Origin of the sequence: Sphingopyxis sp. (assembly GCF_035686825.1) — a bacterium.
In the GTDB taxonomy this organism is placed as follows: domain Bacteria; phylum Pseudomonadota; class Alphaproteobacteria; order Sphingomonadales; family Sphingomonadaceae; genus Sphingopyxis.
Map to the genome: position 1 here is coordinate 215,649 of NZ_DASRYZ010000004.1, position 20,665 is coordinate 236,313.

Here is a 20,665-nt window from a genome sequence, read left to right on the forward strand (position 1 = left end):
AATTTAGCCCTAAAAATTGCGGTCACGGGGTTGCAACTCGCGGGCAAGATACCGAGTTAGACCCCCGAACACAAAAAGGAGACTGCCATGACGATCGCCCATCCTCCCCTGCCGTACGCCCAGGACGCGCTGGAACCGCATATCTCGGCCGACACGCTGGCGACGCACCATGGCAAGCACCACAAGGCCTATGTCGATAAGACCAACGCCGCGATCGAGGGCACCGACCTTGCCTCGAAGCCGCTCGAGGAAATCGTCCATCACGCCGAAGGGTCGGGCAACAAGGGCCTGTTCAACAACGCCGCGCAGGCGTGGAATCACGCTTTCTATTGGGAAAGCCTGAGCCCGTCGAAGACCGAGCCCGCTGGCGACCTCCTCGCCGCGATCGAGCGCGATTTCGGTTCGCTCGACGATCTGAAAAAGAAGCTCAAGGAAACCGCGGTCAACCATTTCGCGTCGGGCTGGGCGTGGCTCGTCTCGCGCGACGGCACGCTGTCGGTCACCGACACCCACGATGCGGGCACCGAGCTCGTTGCGGGCATCAAGCCTTTGCTCGTGATCGACGTGTGGGAGCATGCCTATTACATCGACCGCAAGAATCTGCGCCCGGCCTATGTCGACGCGGTGGTCGACGAGCTGCTCAACTGGGATTTCGCCGCGGAGAATTTCGCGCGCGAGTCGACCTGGACCTATCCGGCGTAATCTGTTGATCCTCCCTGTGCTGAAGGCATGGGGAGGATTTTCCTCTTTGCCGTAACGAAAATTGGCCCGCGCGGGCCTATCCCGATGATCGCGATGCTCCTATAGCGCCGCCATGACGATCAGCCTGTTCGAACTTTTCAAAATCGGTGTCGGTCCCTCGAGCTCGCATACGGTGGGCCCGATGGTCGCGGCGCGCCGTTTCACCGTCTGGCTCGACGGGCAGGGCCTGCTCGCGAAGACCGTGCATGTCGAAGCCGACCTTTACGGCTCGCTCGCGCTGACGGGGAAGGGCCACGCCGCCGACACCGCGGTCGTCGCGGGGCTCGCGGGCGAAATCCCCGCCTCGACCAGCCTTGCCGCGATCAAGGCGCATTGGGACCGCGCGACGAGCGAAGGCTTCCTCTATCTGCTCGGCCGCCAGCGCGTGCGCTTCCAGCCGGCGACCGACCTTCATTTCCAGATGAAGCAGCGCCAGCCGTTTCACAGCAATGCCCTGAGCTTCACCGCGCGCGACGGTGACGGCGAGATTCTCGCCAAGCGCATGTATTTCTCGATCGGCGGCGGCTTCGTCGTCGACGAGGACGAGGCGGGGCGCAACAGCCGCGGCGCCGAGGACGAGGTCGAACTGCCCTTCGCCTTCACCTCGGGCGCCGACCTGCTGAGCATGGGCGCGGCGTCGGGCAAGAGCTTCGCCGAAATGATGCTCGAGAATGAACTCGCGCACCGCAGCCTTGCGGAGGTCGAGGCGGGGCTCGACGCTGTTGCTGAGGCGATGGACGCGTCGATCGACGCGGGCTGCTCGAGCACGGGCGTCCTTCCCGGCGGGCTCAAGGTCAAGCGCCGCGCGCCGCAGATCGCCGCCGACATTCGCAGCCGCCACGAGCAGAATCTGTCCGATCCGATGGCGATGATGGACTGGATCAACCTGTGGGCGATGGCGGTGAACGAGGAAAATGCCGCGGGCGGCAAGGTCGTCACCGCGCCGACCAATGGCGCGGCGGGGATCATCCCGGCCGTGATCCGCTATTATCGGCGCAGCTATCGCGGCGACGCCAAGGGCGTGCGCACCTTCCTGCTCGCCGCGGGCGCGGTCGGCGCGCTCTACAAGCGCAACGCCAGCATTTCGGGCGCCGAGGTCGGCTGCCAGGGCGAAGTCGGCGTCGCTTGCTCGATGGCCGCGGCGGGGCTGACCGCGGCGCTCGGCGGCACCAACGCGCAGGTCGAGAATGCCGCCGAGATCGGCATGGAGCATAATCTCGGCCTCACCTGCGACCCGATCGGCGGGCTGGTGCAGATTCCGTGCATCGAGCGCAACGCGATGGGCGCGATCAAGGCGATCGACGCCAGCCGCATCGCGATGATCGGCGACGGCACGCATGTCGTGAGCCTCGACACGGTGATCGCAACGATGCTGCAGACCGGCCGCGACATGCGCGACAAATATAAAGAAACGTCGAAGGGCGGGCTGGCGGTCAGCGTGGTGGAATGTTGAGCGCGACGTTTCTTTAATCGTCATCCCGGACTTGATCCGGGATCCATTCTTCCAAACGTCGCGTGAATGGATCCCGGATCAAGTCCGGGATGACGAGGATTAGACGCTCGCATCTTGCATTGCCGCCCTGTTTGTCTGATTGGGAGCGCCGAGAAGGAGACCGCCCATGAAGACCCGCGCCGCCGTTGCGTTCGAAGCGAAGAAGCCGCTCGAAATCGTCGAACTCGACCTCGAAGGCCCGAAGGCGGGCGAGGTGCTGGTCGAAATCATGGCGACCGGCATCTGCCATACCGACGCTTACACGCTCGACGGTTTCGACAGCGAGGGCATCTTTCCGAGCGTGCTGGGGCATGAGGGCGCGGGCGTTGTGCGCGAGGTCGGCGCGGGCGTCGCCAGCGTGAAGCCCGGCGATCATGTGATCCCGCTCTACACCCCCGAATGCCGCCAGTGCAAAAGCTGCCTCAGCGGCAAGACCAACCTCTGCACCGCGATCCGCGCCACGCAGGGCAAGGGGCTGATGCCCGACGGCACGACGCGGTTCAGCTATAAGGGCCAGCCGATCTTCCATTATATGGGCTGCTCGACCTTCTCCAACTTCACCGTGCTGCCCGAGATCGCGGTCGCGAAGATCCGCGAGGACGCGCCGTTCCAGTCGAGCTGCTACATCGGCTGCGGCGTCACCACCGGCGTCGGCGCGGTCATCAACACGGCAAAAGTGCAGGTCGGCGACAATGTCGTTGTCTTCGGGCTCGGCGGCATCGGGCTCAACGTGATCCAGGGCGCGCGGCTCGCGGGTGCGAACCGGATCATCGGCGTCGATATCAACCCCGATCGCGAGGCATGGGGCCGCAAGTTCGGCATGACCGAGTTCCTCAACTCCAAGGGCATGAGCCGCGAGGATGTCGTCGCGGCGATCGTCCAGATGACCGACGGCGGCGCCGACTATACGTTCGATGCGACCGGCAACACCGAAGTGATGCGCATTGCCTTGGAAGCGTGCCACCGCGGCTGGGGCACCTCGATCATCATCGGCGTCGCCGAGGCGGGCAAGGAAATCGCGACGCGTCCCTTTCAGTTGGTCACCGGGCGCAACTGGCGCGGCACCGCGTTCGGCGGCGCCAAGGGCCGCACCGACGTGCCGAAGATCGTCGACATGTATATGCAGGGCAAGATCGAGATCGACCCGATGATCACCCACGTCATGGGGCTCGAGGAGATCAACAAGGGCTTCGACCTGATGCATGCGGGCGAGAGCATCCGCAGCGTCGTCGTTTACTGAGGAAGGCACGTCATGTTCAGTCATGTGGCGCTGGGGTCGGATGACATCGCGGCGAGCAAGCGGTTCTACGACGCGGTTCTGGGCATATTCGGCGCGCCTGCGGGCGTGATCGACGAGCGCGGACGGCTGATTTACATGCACGACGGCGGGCGGCTGATCGTCACCCATCCGGTGAACGGCGAAACCGCCGCCTGCGGAAACGGACATACTTTGGGCTTCCTCGCGCCGTCGACCGACGCGGTCGATGCCTGGCACGCCGCGGGGGTCGCGAACGGCGGCACGACGGCGGAAGACCCGCCGGGCGTCCGCCAAGCGACCGAAGGGCGTGTCGTCTACCTCGCCTATCTGCGCGATCCCGCCGGCAACAAGCTCTGCGCCACGCACAAGATTTCGGGCTGACATGACCGGCGAGAATGGCCCCGCCTATGTGCTGACCTTCAGCTGCGCCGACGCGGTCGGGATCGTCGCGGCGGTGACGGGGCTGCTCGCGGAGCGCGACGGCTTCATCCTCGACAGCCAGCAATATGCCGATCTCGATTCGGGGCGCTTTTTCATGCGCGTCGAGTTTCGCGGCGAAGGGCCGCGCTTTCCCGCGGGACTGGCGGGCGTGCAGGACGCTTTCGCGCCGGTCATCGCGCGCTTCGCGATGGATGCGCGGATCAGCGATACCGCCGCCAAGCCGCGCTTCGTGATCGCGGTGTCGCAGGGCAGCCATTGCCTCAACGACCTGCTCCACCGCTGGTCGACGGGCAATCTCGCGATCGACGTGGTCGGTGTCGTGTCGAATCACGAGGCGCAGCGACGGCTTTCCGAATGGCACGGCGTGCCCTTCCACTATCTGCCGGTGAGCAACGACAATCGCGCCGAACAGGAAGCTGCGATCCTCGACGTGATGGCGCGCGGCGGGGCGGAATATCTCGTCCTCGCACGCTATATGCAGGTGCTGTCGCAGGATTTGTCGGCAAAGCTCGCGGGCCGCTGCATCAACATCCATCACAGCTTCCTGCCGGGCTTCAAGGGCGCGAAACCCTATCACCGTGCGCACGAGCGCGGGGTCAAGCTGATCGGCGCGACCGCGCATTTCGTGACGAGCGATCTCGACGAGGGGCCGATCATCGAACAGGCGGTCGAGCGCGTCGATCACCGCGACGGCGTCGACGAACTGATCCGCATCGGCCGCGATACCGAAGCGCAGGTGCTCGCGCGCGCGGTGCGCTGGGTCGCCGAGCAGCGCGTGCTGATCGACGGCCGCAAGACGGTGGTATTTCGCTAGTTCGTCATTTTCGGTGAACAAGGGCCGTTATCGTGGCTGGTCCTGCACCGGCGGGCGGAGTAGGTATCGATTCGCAACCAGAATCAGGAGGAGCCAAAGCCGTGTACAGTCACAATATGGTCGGATCGAACGACATCGAGGCGTCGAAGAAATTCTATGACGCGACCTTTCAGGCGATCGGCGGCAAGCCCGCGATCACCGACGACAAGGGACGCCTGATCTATATTCACAACGGTGGGCTGTTCCTCGTCGGCGAGCCTATCGACGGTCAGCCCGCGACCATCGGCAACGGCTGCACGATCGGCTTTGCGATGGACGGCCCCGAACAGGCCGACGCATGGCACAAGGCGGGCGTCGAAAATGGCGGCACCTCGATCGAAGACCCGCCGGGCATTCGCGAAGGCGGCTTCGGCGCGATGTATCTCGCCTATCTGCGCGATCCGTCGGGCAACAAGCTTTGCGCGCTTCACCGCGTCGTCTGAGGAATAATCATGCGTGGCGAAGCGGGATTGCTGGCGGACCTTGGCGCGCTCGCCATCCCCTTCGCCGCACATGAGCATGAAGCGGTGTTCACCGTCGCCGAGAGCGACGCGGTGAACGCCGCCATTCCGGGCGCGCATACCAAAAATCTGTTCCTCAAGGACAATGGCGGCGCTTATTGGCTCGTCACCGTGCCGTCGGAGGCGCGCGTTGACCTGAAGGCCTTGCCCGCCGCGATCGGCAGCAAGCGGGTGAGCTTCGGCAAGGCCGGGGATATGGAGCGGTTGCTCGGCATTTCGCCGGGATCGGTGACGCCTCTGGCGGCGATCAACGCTCCGCCGGGAAGCCTTACCGTCGTGCTCGACGAGGGGCTCGCCGCGGCGGAGACGGTGAACGTCCATCCGCTCCGCAATACCGGCACGTTGGGCCTTTCGGGCGGAACGATCCTCGACCTCTTGCGTCATTGGGGACATCGGCCGCTCGTCGCACCCATCCCCGTTCAGGACCCCGCATGACCATCGAAACCCTTTCCACCGTTCGCAGCCATGGCGGCACGCAAGGCGTCTACAAGCATGCGAGCACGACTACCGGCACCGACATGACCTTCGCGGTCTATGTCCCCGACCATGACGGCGGCGCGAAGCTCCCCGTGCTCTGGTATCTGTCGGGGCTGACCTGCACCCACGCCAATGTGATGGAGAAGGGCGAATATCGCGCCGCCTGTGCCGAGCAGGGCGTGATCTTCATCGCGCCCGATACCAGCCCGCGCGGCGAAGACGTGCCGGACGACCCCGATGCGGCCTATGATTTCGGGCTCGGCGCGGGCTTTTATGTCGACGCGACCGCCGAACCCTGGGCGAAACATTACCGGATGCGCTCGTACATCGAGGACGAGCTGCCGTCGCTGGTGCTGCGCAATTTCGCGAGCGCCGACCTGACGCGGCAGGGGATCACCGGCCATTCGATGGGCGGGCATGGCGCGCTGACGATCGGGCTGCGCGGGCAGGACCGCTTCCGCTCGGTGTCGGCCTTTTCGCCGATCGTTGCGCCGTCGCAGTGCCCGTGGGGCGAGAAGGCGCTGGGCGGCTATCTCGGCGACGACCGCGAGGATTGGCACGCCTATGACGCGTGCGCGCTGCTCGATCAGGGGCTGCGCGTGCCCGACCTGCTCATCGATCAGGGCGAGGCCGATAATTTTCTCGCCGAGCAGCTCAGGACCGACCTCCTCGTCGGCGCGTGCGAACGCGCGGGGCAGAAGGCCGAAATCCGGATGCAGCCGGGCTATGACCACAGCTATTATTTCATCTCGACCTTCATGGCCGAGCATGTCGCGTGGCACGCGGAGCGGTTGAAGGCTTGATCGTCGCCCCCGCGCAAGCGGGGGCCGCTATCGACCTTACGCTATGCTGCCAGCGGCCCCCGCCTGCGCGGGGGCGACAATTAGGCGTGCTCCGGAATCAGCAGCGTCGATCCCGTCGTGCGCCCCGCCTCCAGATCGGCGTGCGCCCTGGCCGCATCCTCCAGCGAATAACGCTGCCCGACGGTGATCTTCACCGCGCCGCTTTCGATCATCTCGAACACGCGCGCGGCGCCCGCGGCGCGTTCGCCGGGCAGGTGATAATAATCGAAAAGCGTCGGGCGCGTCACGAACTGCGACCCGTGCTGCGCGAGGATGCCGAGGTTGACGCCGGTCACCGGACCACCGGCATTGCCATAGCTGACGATCAGCCCGCGCCGCGCGGTCGCCTTCAGCGAGGTCGCCCAGGTCGCCATGCCGATGCCGTCGAAGGTGACGGGAACGCCTTGGCCGTCGGTGATTTCGCGGACGTGCGCGGCGACGTCATCCTGTTTGTAGCGGATGACATGGTCGGCGCCGGCTTCGCGCGCAGCATGCTCCTTGGCTTCGGTGCTGACGGTGCCGATGACGGTCGCGCCGATCGCCTTCAGCCATTGGACGAGGATCAGCCCGACCCCGCCGGCGGCGGCATGGACGAGCACGGTCGCGCCCGCTTCGACCTTGGCGCAGCGTTCGACGAGCGCTTCGACGGTGCACGCCTTGAGCAGCGCGGCGGCGGCGGTTTCGTCGTCGATCCCGGGCGGCAGCTTGAACAGCGAGGACGCGGGAACGAGCCGCGCCGACGCATAGGCGCTCCGCTGCGGCCCGAAGGTCGCGACGCGGTCGCCGGGCCGGAGGCCGTGGACGTCGGCGCCGATCGCGATCACCTCGCCCGCCGCCTCGACGCCGAGCCCGCCCGGAAGCTCGACCGGATAGGTGCCGTCGCGGTGATAGGTGTCGATATAGTTGAGCCCGACCGCGGTCTGGCGCACGAGCACCTGTCCGGGGTCGGGATCGGCGAGCGTCACGGTCCGCCAGTCGATGACCTCGGGACCGCCCTGCTTTTCGATGAAAGCCTCAATCGCCTGCATGCGCCGCTCTCCTGCTGTCCGGTCCATCTGGTGGGCCGGAGCAGAGAGCGCAAGGGCGGTGCGATGAAAGCCCCTCCCGCAAAGGGGAGGGGATCAACTCATTTGGGGCGACGCGGGCTGCGCTGGCCGTATGGCTTGGGCTTGTAGCGTTCGGTGTTGCCGCCGGGACCGCCCGAGCCACGCGGCCCGCGTGGACCTGCACGATGGCCGCCCGGCGCGCCGCGCGGAGCGCCATCGCGCGGGCCTTTGTCGCGGCGCGGCGGATAGGTGGGGCCGTCGGGCGCGGGCGTGATCGACACGCCGCTGTCGTCCTCGCCGTCCTGGTTCGCGGTGCGCACCACGGCTTCGGCGAAGCGGTCGGCGATCGCGCGCGGGATATTGAACATCGTTTCCTTCGGCCCGATGCGGATCGCGCCGATCTCGTTCTTGCTCACATGGCCGCGGCGGCAGAGCAAGGGCAGGATCCAGCGCGGATCGGCATTCTGGTGGCGGCCGATGTTGAGGCGGAACCAGACGCTGTCCTCGAAGCCGTCGCGGCGCTCGCCGCCGCCGCGTTCAGGGCGTTCGAACCGCTCGCCGCGCTCGCCGCGTTCGGGACGCTCGCGGCCGCGCGGGCCGTTGTCGAGCAGATCCTCGGGCGGCGGCATCAGCGCGCGGTGCGCCTGGACGAGCGATGCGGCAATGTCTTCGGGTGCGCGCTCGGCCATCAGGCGCTGCGCGAGTTCCAGATCCTCAGGCTCATGCTCGACGGGGGTGAGCAATTTCTCCATCAGCCGTTCCTGATCGCGCGCCCGCACATCGGCGGCGGTCGGTGCGTCCATCCATTCGGCGTTGATGCGCGCGCCGCGCAGCATGCCGTCGACGCGGCGGCGGCGCGGATAGGGGACGATGATGACCGCGGTGCCCTTTTTGCCCGCGCGGCCGGTGCGGCCCGAACGGTGCTGGAGCGCCTCGGCGTCGCGCGGGATTTCGACGTGGATGACGAGGCTGAGCGTTGGCAGATCGATGCCGCGCGCGGCGACGTCGGTCGCGACGCAGACCTTGGCGCGGCGGTCGCGCAGCGCCTGCAGCGCGGCGTTGCGCTCATTCTGGCTATGCTCGCCCGACAAGGCGACCGCGGCGAAACCGCGCTCGACAAGGCTGGCGTGGAGGCGGCGGACATTGTCGCGCGTCGCGCAGAACAGCATCGCGGTTTCGGCATCGTGCAGTCGGAGCAGGTTGACGACCGCGCCCTCGATGTCGGCGGGCGCAACGGTCACCGCCTGATAGGCGATGTCGCCATGGCCGCGGTCCTCGCCGACGGTCGAGATGCGCAGCGCATCCTGCTGGTAACGCTTGGCGAGCTGGACGATCGGCTTGGGAAGCGTCGCCGAGAAGAGAAGCGTGCGGCGCGTTGCGGGAGTTCCGTCGAGAATTTCCTCGAGGTCGTCGCGAAAGCCCATGTCGAGCATTTCGTCGGCCTCGTCGAGCACGGCGACGCGCAGCGCGGTGAGGTCGAGCGCGCCGCGTTCGAGGTGATCGCGCAGGCGCCCCGGCGTGCCGACGACGATCTGCACGCCTTGCCCGAGCGCGCGGCGTTCCTTGCTGGCATCCATGCCGCCGACGCAGGTCGCGATGCGGGCGCCGGCCTTGGCATAGAGCCAGCCGAGTTCGCGGCTGACCTGCAGCGCGAGTTCGCGGGTCGGCGCGACGATCAGCGCGAGCGGCGAGGTGGCAAAGGGCAGGCGCTCGCCCTCGATCAACTCATCGGCCATCGCGAGGCCGAAGGCGACGGTCTTGCCCGAGCCGGTCTGCGCCGAAACGAGCAGATCGCGGCCTTTGGCTTCGGCCTCGGTGACCTGCGTCTGAACGGGGGTGAGCGCTTCATAGCCGCGCGCGGTGAGGGCGTCCGCAAGGACGGGCGAGAGATGTTCGAAAGGCATTTTGTTCTTCTTATCCTGGACGGCAAAGGCGCCGTAGTTTGCTTCTTCGCCGCCCGGGATTCGGCTCGGGTCTATCGCCCGAGTCCGGCAATTGGGTCGTGGATGCTGAAACCGGTTCAGCATGACGAGGAAATATGTGGGTTTTTCCTAAAGGGCCTGACCCGCCGCGTATCCGCTGGCCCAGGCCCATTGAAAATTATAGCCGCCCAGCCACCCGGTGACGTCCACGGCTTCGCCGACCGCATACAGGCCGGGAACGCTTTTGGCCATCATTGTTTGCGACGACAGATTTGCGGTCGAAATTCCCCCGACGGTGACCTCGGCCTTGGCGAAGCCCTCGGTGCCATTGGGGTGGAACGACCAGCGCTTGAGGCGCGCGCCGGCCTCGGCGAGCTTGCGGTCGGTCTGCGCGCCGAGTTCGCCGGCCAGCGCGAGGCGGTCGGCGAGCGTCTGGGCGAGGCGGTCGGGAAGTGCGAGCACCGACGCCAGCGTCGCCCGCGGCCGCGCGCGCTTGGCTTCGAGCAGCCAGTCCGGCGCCGCATCGGGAAGGAAGTCGATCGTCACCGGCTCGCCGTGCCGCCAATAGCTGCTGACCTGAAGGATCGCGGGCCCCGAAAGGCCCTTGTGCGTGAAGAGCGCGGCCTCACGGAAAGCGGCCTTGCCCGCGCGCGCTTCGACCGGGGTCGCAACCCCCGACAGGTCGCGGAACAGCACATCGTCGCCGCCGAGCGTCAGCGGGACGAGCGCGGGGCGCGGCTCGACGACCTTCAGCCCGAACTGGCGCGCGAGGTCATAGGCGAAGCCGCTCGCGCCCATTTTCGGAATCGACGGCCCGCCGGTCGCGATGACGAGGTTGGCGGCGGCGAAGCACTGGTCGCCAAATTGCACGCGGAAACCGCCGTCGCCATGCGCCACCTCGCGCACCGGCTGGCCGCAGCGGACGTCGACGCCGCCCTTTGCGCATTCGTCGAGCAGCATCGCGACGATCTGTTTCGCCGATCCGTCGCAGAAAAGCTGGCCGAGCGTCTTTTCGTGATGCGCGATCCCGTAAGCGTTCACCAGATCGATGAAATCGGCGGCGGTATAGCGCGCGAGCGCCGACTTGGCGAAATGCGGGTTCGCCGAGAGGAAGCGGTCGGGCGCGGCGTGGATGTTGGTGAAATTGCACCGTCCGCCGCCCGAGATCAGGATTTTCTTGCCCACCTGCTCGGCATGATCGAGCAGCAGGACGCGCCGCCCCCTTTGCCCCGCGACCGCGGCGCACATCAGCCCGGCCGCGCCGGCACCCAGCACGATGGCGTCATAATCGGGGACGGTCATGAAAGGCCTAGTGCAGCTTCGCGATCGAAAGGCCGTCGGCCTTGGCGCGGACCTTCACCGATTCCTCGCTGCGCGTCAGCGCCTTGGCGATCGCTTTCAGCGCCATGCCCTTTTTCGCGAGCGTGTGGAGCTTGTCGATCTCGGCCGCGGTCCACGGCTGCTTGTGACGCTCGAACTTGTCTTTCATGCCTGCGTCTCCGGATCGGTTTCGACGGAAAGGATAAAGATCGCATCCTCGCGATCCTGATATTCGACGCTCTCGCCTGCCTCTGCCCCCATCAGCGCGCGGGCGAGCGGGGCGAAAAAGGCGATGGTGCCCAGCGCCGGGTCGGCCTCGTCCCCGCCGACGATGGTAATCGTCTTTTCGACCTTGTTCAGCCGATAGGTCACGCGGCTGCCGATGCCGGTGTTGCCGCCCGCGGGGGGCGCCTGCACCTCGGCGGTCGCTTGGCGCGTGTGGAAATAGCGCAGCCGGCGCTGCAATTTCTTGCGCGCCTCCTCGTCGGTTTCGGCGGCGATCGCGGCCTCGATGCGCACGACCTCCTCGCCGAGCAGGCGGAGCCCGCGCGGGGTGACGAGGTTCGGCCCGACCGGAATCGGGAGTTCGAACGCGGGTTCTTTATGTTCGTCGTCGCTCTCGCGGCGAAAGGCTACGCTCATCGTCTCTTTCCTGAAGGATTTGCGCCTCTGGGCCACGAAGGTGGCGACAAGATGGCGGCTTGCACTGGACAGCCGGGCCGAGTGTGTGTTACGTGCATAACACACGAAGGAGATTTTCGATGCGTAACTGGACGATGGCGATCCTGCCGCTGGCGCTCGTGACGGGATGCAACGGCACGGCACCGAAGGACGAGCAGCAGGCCGAGCGGCAAGCCGAGCGGGATGGCCCGCCCGCCAGCGTCGGCCCGATCACCACGCAGAGTTTCGATCTGACCGGCTTCACCGGGGTCGAGGTTACGGGCCCCGACGACGTCACCGTGCGTCGGGGTGACAGTTTCTCGATCGTCGCACGCGGGCGCCAGGAAGTGCTCGACCGGCTCGAGATCAAGGTCGACGGCTCGCAATTGTCGATCGGCCGCAAGCGTGACGGCTCCTATCTTTCGCTCCGCGACGACGATCTCGATATCGCGATCACCATGCCCCGGCTCGACAAGCTCCGCCTGACCGGATCGGCGTCGATCGACGCCGACAGCGTCGATGGCGACGCGGTCGAAGCCGCGGTGACGGGATCGGGCGACCTCAAGATCGCGAAGCTGACGGGCAAGAGCGCCGAGATCGAGGTTTCGGGATCGGGCGATATCGAGATCGGCGGCGGCAACATCGAGTCGGGCGATATCAGCGTCACCGGATCGGGCGACGTCGATGCCGAAGCGCTCGTCGCGCGCGACCTCGACGTCTCGATCACCGGGTCGGGCAATGTCGACACGCAGGCGACCGGCAAGGCCGGCATCCGCATCCTCGGTTCGGGCGACGTCACGCTGACCGGCGGCGCGGCTTGCACGACGCGCAAGCTCGGTTCGGGCACCGCGACCTGCAACTGACGCCGGGCTGGCGGCGGCGGCGGCGCAACGCTAAGACGGCGGGTATGACCCACGCCTTGCGATGCGCCGCGCGCGCGACCCCCGTCCTCGCCGCCCTGCTTCTGGCCGCCGGCCCGGCGTCGGCGGCCGAGAAGCGGTTCGGTCTCACCAGTTTCGAGACGATCGAGGTCAATGCCGACGTCGCGGTCGAGGTGGTGACGCGCGCGCCCGTCAGCGCGGTGGCGACGGGGCCGCAGGACGCGCTCGACCGGCTGAGCCTCGAAAGCCGCGACGGCCGGCTGGTGATCAGCCAGCGCCAGTTCGCGGGCGATGAAAAGCGGCGGCGGCCGCACGGGCCGGTGACGGTTCGCGTCAACGCCGCCCATCTGAACAGCGCGACGCTCGCCGGCGCCGGCTCGCTCCGCATCGACACGCTCAAGGGGCAGCGCGCGATGGTCGGCCTGCGCGGTCCCGGGCAATTGACCGTCGGCGCGATAGCGGCCGACCGGCTGCAGGTGGCGATGATCGGCAACGGCACGATGACGCTCGGCGGCGCCGCCAAGACCGCGCGCATGACCCTGTCGGGCGCGGGGATGGTCGATGCCGGCGCGCTGGAGGTGGGCGAACTGATCAGCGACAGCGAAGGCGCGGGCGATCACATCCTCCACGCGGTCAAGAGCGCCGCGGTCACCGCGCGCGGGATCGGCAAGGTCGTCGTGCTCGGGCGGCCGGTGTGCACGGTGCGCAATGTCGGCAGCGGATCGGTGACCTGCGGGTCGGGGAAATAGGCTCGGGCGACTTTCGACCGGGAGCGGCCGCTTGCCTCTTTACTTCGTCATCCCCGCGAAAGCGGGGACCCAGAGCGTGCGTAGGCTGATCCCAGACTGGGTTCCCGCTTTCGCGGGAATGACGAATATTTGGACCGTCCGCTTACCACACCCCAAAACCGCCGCCGCGCCTCAATGCCCCGCGGTGCCCAGCCCGTCGATCTTCTTCGACTGGCGCACGATCAATCCCGGGAACCAGCGCGCGATGCGCGACAGCCGCCTGGCCATCTTGCCGACGGGCATATGCACGCGGTCGCCGTGCACCGCGTCCCATGCCGCGCGTGCGACATCCTCGACCGGCGAGATCTCGAACCCGCTCGCCGACAGGCGGGTGCGCGCGGGTTCGTTGCTGTCGGCGCTGACCTGATCGAGCAGCGGCGTATCGATGAAGCCGGGCATCAGCGATCGCACCTTGATGCCGTGCTTGGCGAATTCGATCTCGAGCGCCTCGGTCAGCCCGCGTACCGCGAATTTGGTCGCCGAATAGACCGCGAGGCCCGCGACGCCATAGAAGCCCGACGCCGATCCGGTGTTGAGGATCGCCGACCCCGGCGTCGCCTTGAGCAGCGGCAGCGCCATATAGATGCCGTTGACGACCCCGCCGAAATTGATCGCGATCAGCCGGTCGGCCTCGTCCGGCGCCATCTCCATGAACTGCCCGCCCGATCCGATGCCGGCGTTGTTGAAGAGAACGTCGAGGCGGCCGCCGCTCGCCGTGGCGAATTCGTCGAGCGCGGCCTTCCACTGGTCGCGGTCGCGCACGTCCATCACATGGCGCGAGGAGGCGCCTTCGGGGAGCAGCGCCGCGGTCTCGTCGATCCCGGTGCGGTTGACATCGGCGATGCCGACGAACCAGCCCTGCCCGGCGAAATGGCGCGCGACCGCGCGGCCGATGCCCGATCCGCCCCCGGTGATGAAAATCGCCTTCCGTGCCATCCGCTCCCTCCTTACATTGATGTCAATGAGACATGATGCGAAGTCGGCGCCGCGGTCAAGCGGCAATCGCGGCTTGGCAAGATCGGGGGGTGCTGGCTAAGAGGGCGGGGATGACCCGCGGCCTTCGCTTGATCCTCCTGTCGCTGCTGATGCTGTGCGCGGGTTTCACGACCCCGGCGCGCGCCGAAGTGGTCGTGAGCTTTTACAGCCATGATTTCGGCGATCGCTTTCCGCACGGTTTCATCGTGATGAAGGGCACGCTCGATGCGACGGGCGAGGTGGTCGACGCCAATTACGGCTTCACGGCGGTTTCGGTCAGCCCCGCGATCCTGTTCGGGTCGGTTAAGGGCAAGGTCGAATCGTCGAAACCCGACTATATCGAAAAGAGCGACCGCCAGTTCGACGTGACGGTCGACGATGCGACCTATGGCCGGATTTTGGCGAAGGTCGCCGAATGGCGCGACCGCGAGCAGCCGAGCTACAGCCTGAACAAGCGCAATTGCGTCCATTTCGTGATGGAGTTGGCCGAAGTCGTGGGCTTGCAGGTCAATCGCAAGAGCAAATTGTTCAAGAAGCCCAAGAGCTTTCTTATAGAGGTAAAGGGGCTGAATCCGGGGCTTGAATAGGGGGGCACGATGCTGACGATGATGTTGTTGCTGGCGATGCAGGGCGCGCCGGCCCAAGAGGGGGGCGCCGAAACGGGGCTCGCGCCGGCGACCAATCCGGGAAGCTGGGTTACGAGCGATGATTATCCGGCGAGCGCGATGCGCGAGGAGCGCGAAGGGACGACTGGGTTCAAACTGACGATCGGGACCGACGGCCTGCCCACCGGCTGCGAAATCACCGCGCCGAGCGGGCATGCCGACCTCGACGCCGAAACCTGCCGATTGATCATGGAGCGCGCGCGCTTCACGCCGGGGCGGGGCGCGCGCGGCGAGGCGGCGGGCGGAACCTATAGCAACCGGATCCGCTGGCAGATCCCAGAGGGCGGCGGCCATGCGGTGGAGGTCGCTGGCTTCGGGCTCGATCCGGCGCTGGAAAGCTGGCCGCGCGGCGCGATCCCCGACGATGCTTTCACACGGATCGATCCCGCCGCCCATTATCCGCCCGCCGCGCTCGCCGCGCGCGAACAGGGCACCGTCCATATGGAGCTGACCGTCGACAGCGCCGGGCGGGTTTCGGGGTGCAAGGTCAACGAAAGCAGCCTGTCGGCCGCGCTCGACGATGCGGCGTGCGCCTTGATGCGCAGCGAGGGCAAATTCTCGCCGGCGCTCGACAGCGACGGCAAGCCGACCAGAGGCGTGCTCGCGGCAAAATTCCGTTGGTCGCTGCCGGGCGAGGCGCGGGAAGGCGGCGACGGCGTATCGATGGCGCCCGATCCGGGCTTTCCGATGGGCGAGCCGGGCAGCGCGACGATGACGATATTGGTCGGGGCCGACGGTCGCGTTCAGGATTGCCGCTATTCGAACACGGGCAAATTCGGCGCCGCGCCGAACGGTTTGACCCCATGTGACATGATCGGGCGGCAGACGCGCTATTCGCCTTTCACCGGCGCCGACGGCAAGCCGGTCGCGAAGCGCGTGATCATGCGCAGCGACCTGACGATCGAGGATGCGCCCGCCGCGGCCGAATAGCGGGAACGCTGGACGCGGCGCCACTTTCACCCTATGTTCAGGGAACGGGGCGCAATATTCCACGCTCCGGACGTAAAGAGGGGCGATTCTTGCGGTTGTTTTTGACCCTTTTGGCATTGCTGACCGGCCTGGCGACCGCCGACCGGGCCGTTGCCGCGCCTGCCGTTCCGGCGGCGATGGGGGCGCTGGTCCTGCTGGCCGAAACGACGGGCAAGACCGAAGCGAGCGACAGCGAGCGCCGCCCGACCACCAATACACCGCCCCGCCGCACCTCGAGCGGCAGCGGCAAGCCGCGCAAGGCGGCTCCGCCGCATCTTCCCGGCCTGTTGACCGGAAGCGACCGCGCGCTCGAATAGCGCCGGCTCCTTCGCGCCTTTTTGAGCGCGCCGCCCCGCGATGGGGCCCTGTTTCATAATATTCGCGGCTCGAAAATGCCGCCACTTCATTCTCATTTCCAAGGAAAATTCGATGTTTTCTGGCCTTGCCAAGAGCCTGTTCGGCTCGTCCAACGACCGCTATGTCACCTCGATCCGCAAGATCGTCGACAAAATCAACGCCTTCGAACCCGCGATGCAGGCGCTCGACGATGCCGGGCTGCAGGCGCAGACGCAGAAGTTCCGCGACCAGCTCGCGGCCGGCGAAACGCTCGACGATATTCTGCCCGAAGCCTTTGCCACGGTGCGCGAGGCCGCGGTCCGCACGCTTGGGATGCGCCATTTCGATGTGCAGATGGTCGGCGGCGTCGTCCTTCATCGCGGCGAGATCGCCGAAATGGCGACGGGCGAGGGCAAGACGCTGATGGCGACGCTGCCCTGCTATCTCAATGCGCTCGAGGGCAAGGGGGTCCATGTCGTCACCGTCAACGACTATCTCGCGCGCCGCGACGCCGAATGGATGGGCACCGTCTACGGCTTCCTCGGCCTGACGACCGGGATCATCGTCCCGAACCTCAACGAGACGCAGCGCCGCGACGCCTATAACAGCGACATCACCTATGCGACGAACAACGAGCTCGGCTTCGATTACCTCCGCGACAATATGAAGTTCGATCGCGCGCAGATGGTCCACCGCGAATTCAATTTCGGCATCGTCGACGAGGTCGACTCGATCCTGATCGACGAAGCGCGCACCCCGCTGATCATCTCGGGCCCGACCGACGACAAGTCCGAGCTTTATATCCGCGTCAACGAGGTCGTCCTCCAACTCGGCGAAGAGGATTATGAGAAGGACGAAAAGTCCAAGTCGATCAGCCTGACCGAAGACGGCACCGAGCATGTGGAGCGGTTACTGGAGGCCGCGGGGCTGCTTCAGGGCAACAATCTCTACGACATCGAAAACACCCAGGTCGTCCATCACGTCAACCAGGCGCTGAAGGCGATCCAGATGTTCCGGATCGACACCGACTATATCGTCAAGGACGGCAAGGTCGTGATCATCGACGAGTTCACCGGCCGCATGATGGACGGGCGCCGCTGGTCCGACGGCCTGCACCAGGCGGTCGAGGCGAAGGAGGGCGTGCAGATCGAGCCCGAGAACCAGACTCTCGCGTCGATCACCTTCCAGAATTATTTCCGCATGTATCCGAAGCTGTCGGGCATGACCGGCACCGCGGCGACCGAAGCGGCCGAATTCTTCGATATCTACAAGATGAATGTCGTAAACATTCCGACCAACCGCCCGATCGCGCGCGTGGACGACGAAGACGAGTTTTACAAGAATATCACCGACAAGTTTGGCGCGATCGCCAAGACGATCCGCGAGGCGAACGAGCGCGGTCAGCCGGTGCTCGTCGGCACCGTGTCGATCGAAAAGTCGGAGCTTTTGTCGTCTTACCTCGAAAAGGAAGGCGTGCCGCACAGTGTTTTGAACGCGCGCTTCCACGAGAGCGAAGCGCATATCGTCGCGCAGGCGGGCCGCACCGGCGCGGTCACCATCGCGACCAACATGGCGGGCCGCGGCACCGACATCAAACTCGGCGGCAACGAGGAATTCCGCATCGACGATGAGCTGAAGGATCTGCCCGAAGGCCCCGAGCGCGACGCCGCGATCGCGCGCATTCAGGCCGAAGTCGCCGCCGAGCGCGAAGCGGTGAAGGCCGCGGGCGGGCTGTTCGTGCTCGCGACCGAGCGCCACGAAAGCCGCCGCATCGACAACCAGCTGCGCGGCCGCTCGGGGCGTCAGGGCGACCCCGGCCTGTCGAAATTCTACCTCTGCCTCGACGACGACCTTTTGCGCATCTTCGGCCCCGACACGCTGTTTTCCAAGATGATGAACAAGAATCTGGAGGATGGCGAGGCGATCGGGTCGAAGTGGCTGTCGAAGGCGATCGAGACCGCGCAGAAGAAGGTCGAGGCGCGCAACTACGACATCCGCAAGCAGGTCGTCGAATATGACAACGTCATGAACGACCAGCGCAAGGTGATCTACGAACAGCGCGGCGAGATCATCGATAGCGAGACCGTCGACGAGGTGATGACGGCGATGCGCGCCGAGACGGTCAACTCGATCGTCGCCGACGCGTGCCCCCCGGGCAGCTATCCCGAACAATGGGACGTCGAGGCGATGAAGGAGCGCGTCGCCAACATCCTCGACCTCGCCCCGCCGATCGACGACTGGATGCAGGAAGATGCGGTCGACGCCGAAATCTTCGAGGAGCGCATCCAGCAGGCGGCCGACGCGGTCGCCGCCGAGAAGGCGGGCCTCGTCGATGCCGAGACGTGGAAGGGGATCGAAAAGTCGATCCTGCTCCAGACGCTCGACCATCACTGGAAAGAGCATCTCTCGACCCTCGACGCGCTGCGCCAGGTCGTGTTCCTGCGCGCCTATGCGCAGAAGCAGCCGATCAACGAATATAAGCAGGAAGCCTTCGCGCTGTTCGAGCGCATGTTGTCGAACATCCGCGAGGATGTGACGCGCACCGTGGCGCGGATCGACCTGCGCTTCGAAGAGCCCGAGCCGATGCCGCTTCCCGATCTGCCCGATTTCCTGACGACGCATATCGACCCGTTCACCGGCGAGGACAACAGCGGCGACATCGACGCGGGGGCGCTCGGCGTGATCGCGAATACGCTGCCGCCGATGCAGGTGCCCAAACCCGACATGCCCGAGGGCGAAAATCCCTATGCTGCGCTGGAAATCAGCCGCAACGCGCCGTGCCCCTGTGGTTCGGGGCGCAAGTACAAGCATTGCCACGGGGCGATCTGATCTGCTGTCCGCCGCGCGCTCTCGGGCGCGCGGCAAGCCCTTGATGTTACCGTATCAATCGGCCCCACAAGCCCGCTTGCCAAGGTGAGCGGGCGCGATTAGCATCGCCTTCATAAGCTTGACGGCCGCGTAGCCAGACAAGCGACGCAGCAGGCAGGAACTAAGGGGCCGCGCACGCCCGAAGCATCGCGGCCGGACCGGTGGCGTGTTGCGTGGAAAGGGCTGGCGCATTCATTTTTTCGACGAGATGACCGGACAGGGAGGCGAGGTCCGGTCGCCCTATCGCGAATATTCGGACTGGTTCGGACGCGAGGATGCGGCGCGCATCCAGCGTAAGACGCAGCAGGCCGAGGCCTTTTTCCGCACCACCGGCATCACCTTCAACGTCTATGGCGAGGATGAAGCCGACGAGCGGCTGATCCCCTTCGACGTCGTGCCGCGGATCATCGCGGCGAGCGAATGGCGGCGCCTGTCGCGCGGGATCGAACAGCGCGTGCGCGCATTGAACGCCTTCCTCCACGACATCTATCACCGGCAGGAGATTTTGCGCGCGGGCCGTGTGCCGGTCGAGCTGATTTCGCGCAACGAGGCCTTCCTGCCGATGATGATGGGCATGGACCCGCCGGGCGGCGTCTATACGCACATCAGCGGCATCGACATCGTGCGCACCGGCGCCGACGAATATTATGTACTCGAAGATAATGCGCGCACGCCGTCGGGCGTCTCCTACATGCTCGAGAATCGCGAGACGATGCTCCAGATGTTTCCCGAGCTGTTCGCGAAGATTGCGGTGCGCGAGGTCGGTGACTATCCGCTCAACCTCCTGAAGTCGCTCGCGGCATGCGCGCCGCCCGCCTGCAACGGCACGCCGACCGTCGCAGTGCTCACCCCGGGCATCCACAACAGCGCCTATTTCGAGCACAGCTTCCTCGCCGACCAGATGGGCGCCGAGCTGGTCGAGGGGCATGATTTGCGCGTCGTCGATGGCCGCGTCGCGATGCGCACGACGCAGGGCTATACGCCGATCGACGTCCTCTATCGCCGCGTCGACGACGATTTCCTCGATCCGCTGAACTTCCGGCCGGATTCGGTGCTCGGGGTACCGGGGATCTGGGACGCCTATCGCGCGGGCGCGATCACCATCGCCAACGCGCCCGGCACCGGTATCGCCGACGACAAGGCGCTTTATAGCTATATGCCCGACATCATCGAATTCTACACGGGCGAGAAGGCGTTGCTGCCCAATGTGCCGACCTGGCGCTGTTCGGAGCCCGAGCATCTGCGCGAGGTGCTCGACCGGCTGCCCGAACTGGTGGTGAAGGAGGTCCACGGATCGGGTGGATACGGGATGCTCGTCGGCCCGGCGGCGAGCAAGAAGGAGATTGCGGCGTTCCGCGCCAAGCTGGAGGCGAACCCGCGCAATTATATCGCGCAGCCGACCTTATCGCTCTCGACCGTGCCGATCTTCACCAAGGCGGGGCTCGCGCCGCGCCACGTCGACTTGCGGCCTTTCGTCCTGATGTCGCCGCAGGGGATCCGGATTACTCCGGGGGGGCTGACGCGCGTCGCGATGCGCAAGGGGTCGCTGGTCGTCAATTCGAGCCAGGGCGGCGGCACCAAAGACACCTGGGTCCTGGAGGACTGACGGC

Annotated in this window: 21 protein-coding genes; 15 read left to right on the forward strand and 6 right to left on the reverse strand. The window is 66.1% G+C overall.

The genetic code is table 11. The features are described 5' to 3' along the window. The first annotated feature begins 87 nt into the window (after positions 1-87). From VFG17_RS09870 to fghA, 8 genes are all read left to right on the forward strand, one after another. Positions 88-702 carry a superoxide dismutase gene (locus VFG17_RS09870; protein ID WP_325029297.1) on the forward strand — a complete coding sequence of 205 codons (615 nt, stop codon included), beginning with the start codon at positions 88-90 and terminating at the stop codon, positions 700-702. A 112-nt stretch (positions 703-814) separates the two neighbouring features. Further along, complete coding sequence (locus VFG17_RS09875) at positions 815-2,194, forward strand: L-serine ammonia-lyase (protein ID WP_325029298.1); 1,380 nt, start codon at positions 815-817, stop codon at positions 2,192-2,194. A 166-nt stretch (positions 2,195-2,360) separates the two neighbouring features. Continuing rightward, positions 2,361-3,473 (forward strand): S-(hydroxymethyl)glutathione dehydrogenase/class III alcohol dehydrogenase, encoded by a 1,113-nt coding sequence (locus tag VFG17_RS09880; protein WP_325029299.1) that lies wholly within the window; start codon positions 2,361-2,363, stop codon positions 3,471-3,473. Positions 3,474-3,485: 12 nt separating this feature from the next. Then, positions 3,486-3,872 (forward strand): VOC family protein, encoded by a 387-nt coding sequence (locus tag VFG17_RS09885; RefSeq protein ID WP_325029300.1) that lies wholly within the window; start codon positions 3,486-3,488, stop codon positions 3,870-3,872. A gap of 1 nt (position 3,873) precedes the next feature. Further along, positions 3,874-4,746 (forward strand): formyltetrahydrofolate deformylase, encoded by an 873-nt coding sequence (gene purU, locus VFG17_RS09890; RefSeq protein WP_325029301.1) that lies wholly within the window; start codon positions 3,874-3,876, stop codon positions 4,744-4,746. A 101-nt stretch (positions 4,747-4,847) separates the two neighbouring features. Further along, on the forward strand, positions 4,848-5,228 hold the full coding sequence (locus VFG17_RS09895) for a VOC family protein (RefSeq protein WP_325029302.1): 381 nt from the start codon (positions 4,848-4,850) through the stop codon (positions 5,226-5,228). Positions 5,229-5,237: 9 nt separating this feature from the next. Further along, a complete protein-coding gene (locus VFG17_RS09900) occupies positions 5,238-5,741 on the forward strand; it encodes a prolyl-tRNA synthetase associated domain-containing protein (protein WP_325029303.1) in 504 nt (167 codons plus the stop codon). Continuing rightward, positions 5,738-6,586 (forward strand): S-formylglutathione hydrolase, encoded by an 849-nt coding sequence (gene fghA / locus VFG17_RS09905; protein WP_325029304.1) that lies wholly within the window; start codon positions 5,738-5,740, stop codon positions 6,584-6,586. The genes VFG17_RS09900 and fghA overlap by 4 nt, the downstream gene beginning before the upstream one ends. An 80-nt stretch (positions 6,587-6,666) precedes the next feature. Here fghA and VFG17_RS09910 read toward each other — a convergent pair whose 3' ends face one another. From VFG17_RS09910 to VFG17_RS09930, 5 genes are all read right to left on the reverse strand, one after another. After that, positions 6,667-7,653 (reverse strand): quinone oxidoreductase, encoded by a 987-nt coding sequence (locus VFG17_RS09910; protein WP_325029305.1) that lies wholly within the window; start codon positions 7,651-7,653, stop codon positions 6,667-6,669. Between the two features lie 98 nt (positions 7,654-7,751). Beyond that, positions 7,752-9,575, reverse strand: coding sequence for a DEAD/DEAH box helicase (locus VFG17_RS09915; RefSeq protein ID WP_325029306.1), 1,824 nt, complete (start codon positions 9,573-9,575; stop codon positions 7,752-7,754). Between the two features lie 147 nt (positions 9,576-9,722). Then, positions 9,723-10,895, reverse strand: coding sequence for an NAD(P)/FAD-dependent oxidoreductase (locus VFG17_RS09920; RefSeq protein WP_325029307.1), 1,173 nt, complete (start codon positions 10,893-10,895; stop codon positions 9,723-9,725). 7 nt (positions 10,896-10,902) lie between these two features. Then, entirely contained in the window at positions 10,903-11,082 is a 180-nt protein-coding gene (locus VFG17_RS09925) for a hypothetical protein (RefSeq protein WP_054724496.1), read from the reverse strand. After that, positions 11,079-11,555 carry a GreA/GreB family elongation factor gene (locus tag VFG17_RS09930; RefSeq protein WP_325029308.1) on the reverse strand — a complete coding sequence of 159 codons (477 nt, stop codon included), beginning with the start codon at positions 11,553-11,555 and terminating at the stop codon, positions 11,079-11,081. Before VFG17_RS09930 ends, VFG17_RS09925 begins: the two co-directional genes overlap by 4 nt. 119 nt (positions 11,556-11,674) lie before the next feature. Here VFG17_RS09930 and VFG17_RS09935 point away from each other — a divergent pair, with 119 nt between their 5' ends. Together VFG17_RS09935 and VFG17_RS09940 are read left to right on the forward strand one after the other, a co-directional pair. Then, positions 11,675-12,436 (forward strand): head GIN domain-containing protein, encoded by a 762-nt coding sequence (locus VFG17_RS09935; RefSeq protein WP_325029309.1) that lies wholly within the window; start codon positions 11,675-11,677, stop codon positions 12,434-12,436. Between the two features lie 44 nt (positions 12,437-12,480). Then, positions 12,481-13,203 carry a head GIN domain-containing protein gene (locus tag VFG17_RS09940; protein ID WP_325029310.1) on the forward strand — a complete coding sequence of 241 codons (723 nt, stop codon included), beginning with the start codon at positions 12,481-12,483 and terminating at the stop codon, positions 13,201-13,203. A 171-nt stretch (positions 13,204-13,374) separates the two neighbouring features. On the opposite strand, the gene VFG17_RS09945 is transcribed toward VFG17_RS09940, so the two are convergent. Continuing rightward, positions 13,375-14,178, reverse strand: coding sequence for an SDR family oxidoreductase (locus VFG17_RS09945; protein WP_325029311.1), 804 nt, complete (start codon positions 14,176-14,178; stop codon positions 13,375-13,377). A gap of 110 nt (positions 14,179-14,288) precedes the next feature. Between VFG17_RS09945 and VFG17_RS09950 the strand changes: the two genes are divergently transcribed. The 5 genes from VFG17_RS09950 (at position 14,289) to VFG17_RS09970 (ending at position 20,661) form a co-directional block, all read left to right on the forward strand. Beyond that, positions 14,289-14,804: a hypothetical protein gene (locus VFG17_RS09950; protein ID WP_325029312.1), complete on the forward strand. Its 516-nt coding sequence runs from the start codon at positions 14,289-14,291 to the stop codon at positions 14,802-14,804. A gap of 9 nt (positions 14,805-14,813) precedes the next feature. Further along, the gene (locus tag VFG17_RS09955; protein WP_325029313.1) at positions 14,814-15,812 is read left to right on the forward strand and encodes a TonB family protein; all 999 of its coding nucleotides are present in this window, start codon (positions 14,814-14,816) and stop codon (positions 15,810-15,812) included. A gap of 89 nt (positions 15,813-15,901) precedes the next feature. Next, positions 15,902-16,168 (forward strand): hypothetical protein, encoded by a 267-nt coding sequence (locus tag VFG17_RS09960; protein WP_325029314.1) that lies wholly within the window; start codon positions 15,902-15,904, stop codon positions 16,166-16,168. A 112-nt stretch (positions 16,169-16,280) separates the two neighbouring features. Continuing rightward, a complete protein-coding gene (secA, locus tag VFG17_RS09965) occupies positions 16,281-19,016 on the forward strand; it encodes a preprotein translocase subunit SecA (RefSeq protein WP_325029315.1) in 2,736 nt (911 codons plus the stop codon). A 247-nt stretch (positions 19,017-19,263) separates the two neighbouring features. Further along, on the forward strand, positions 19,264-20,661 hold the full coding sequence (locus VFG17_RS09970) for a circularly permuted type 2 ATP-grasp protein (protein ID WP_325029536.1): 1,398 nt from the start codon (positions 19,264-19,266) through the stop codon (positions 20,659-20,661). The last annotated feature ends 4 nt before the right edge of the window (positions 20,662-20,665 follow it).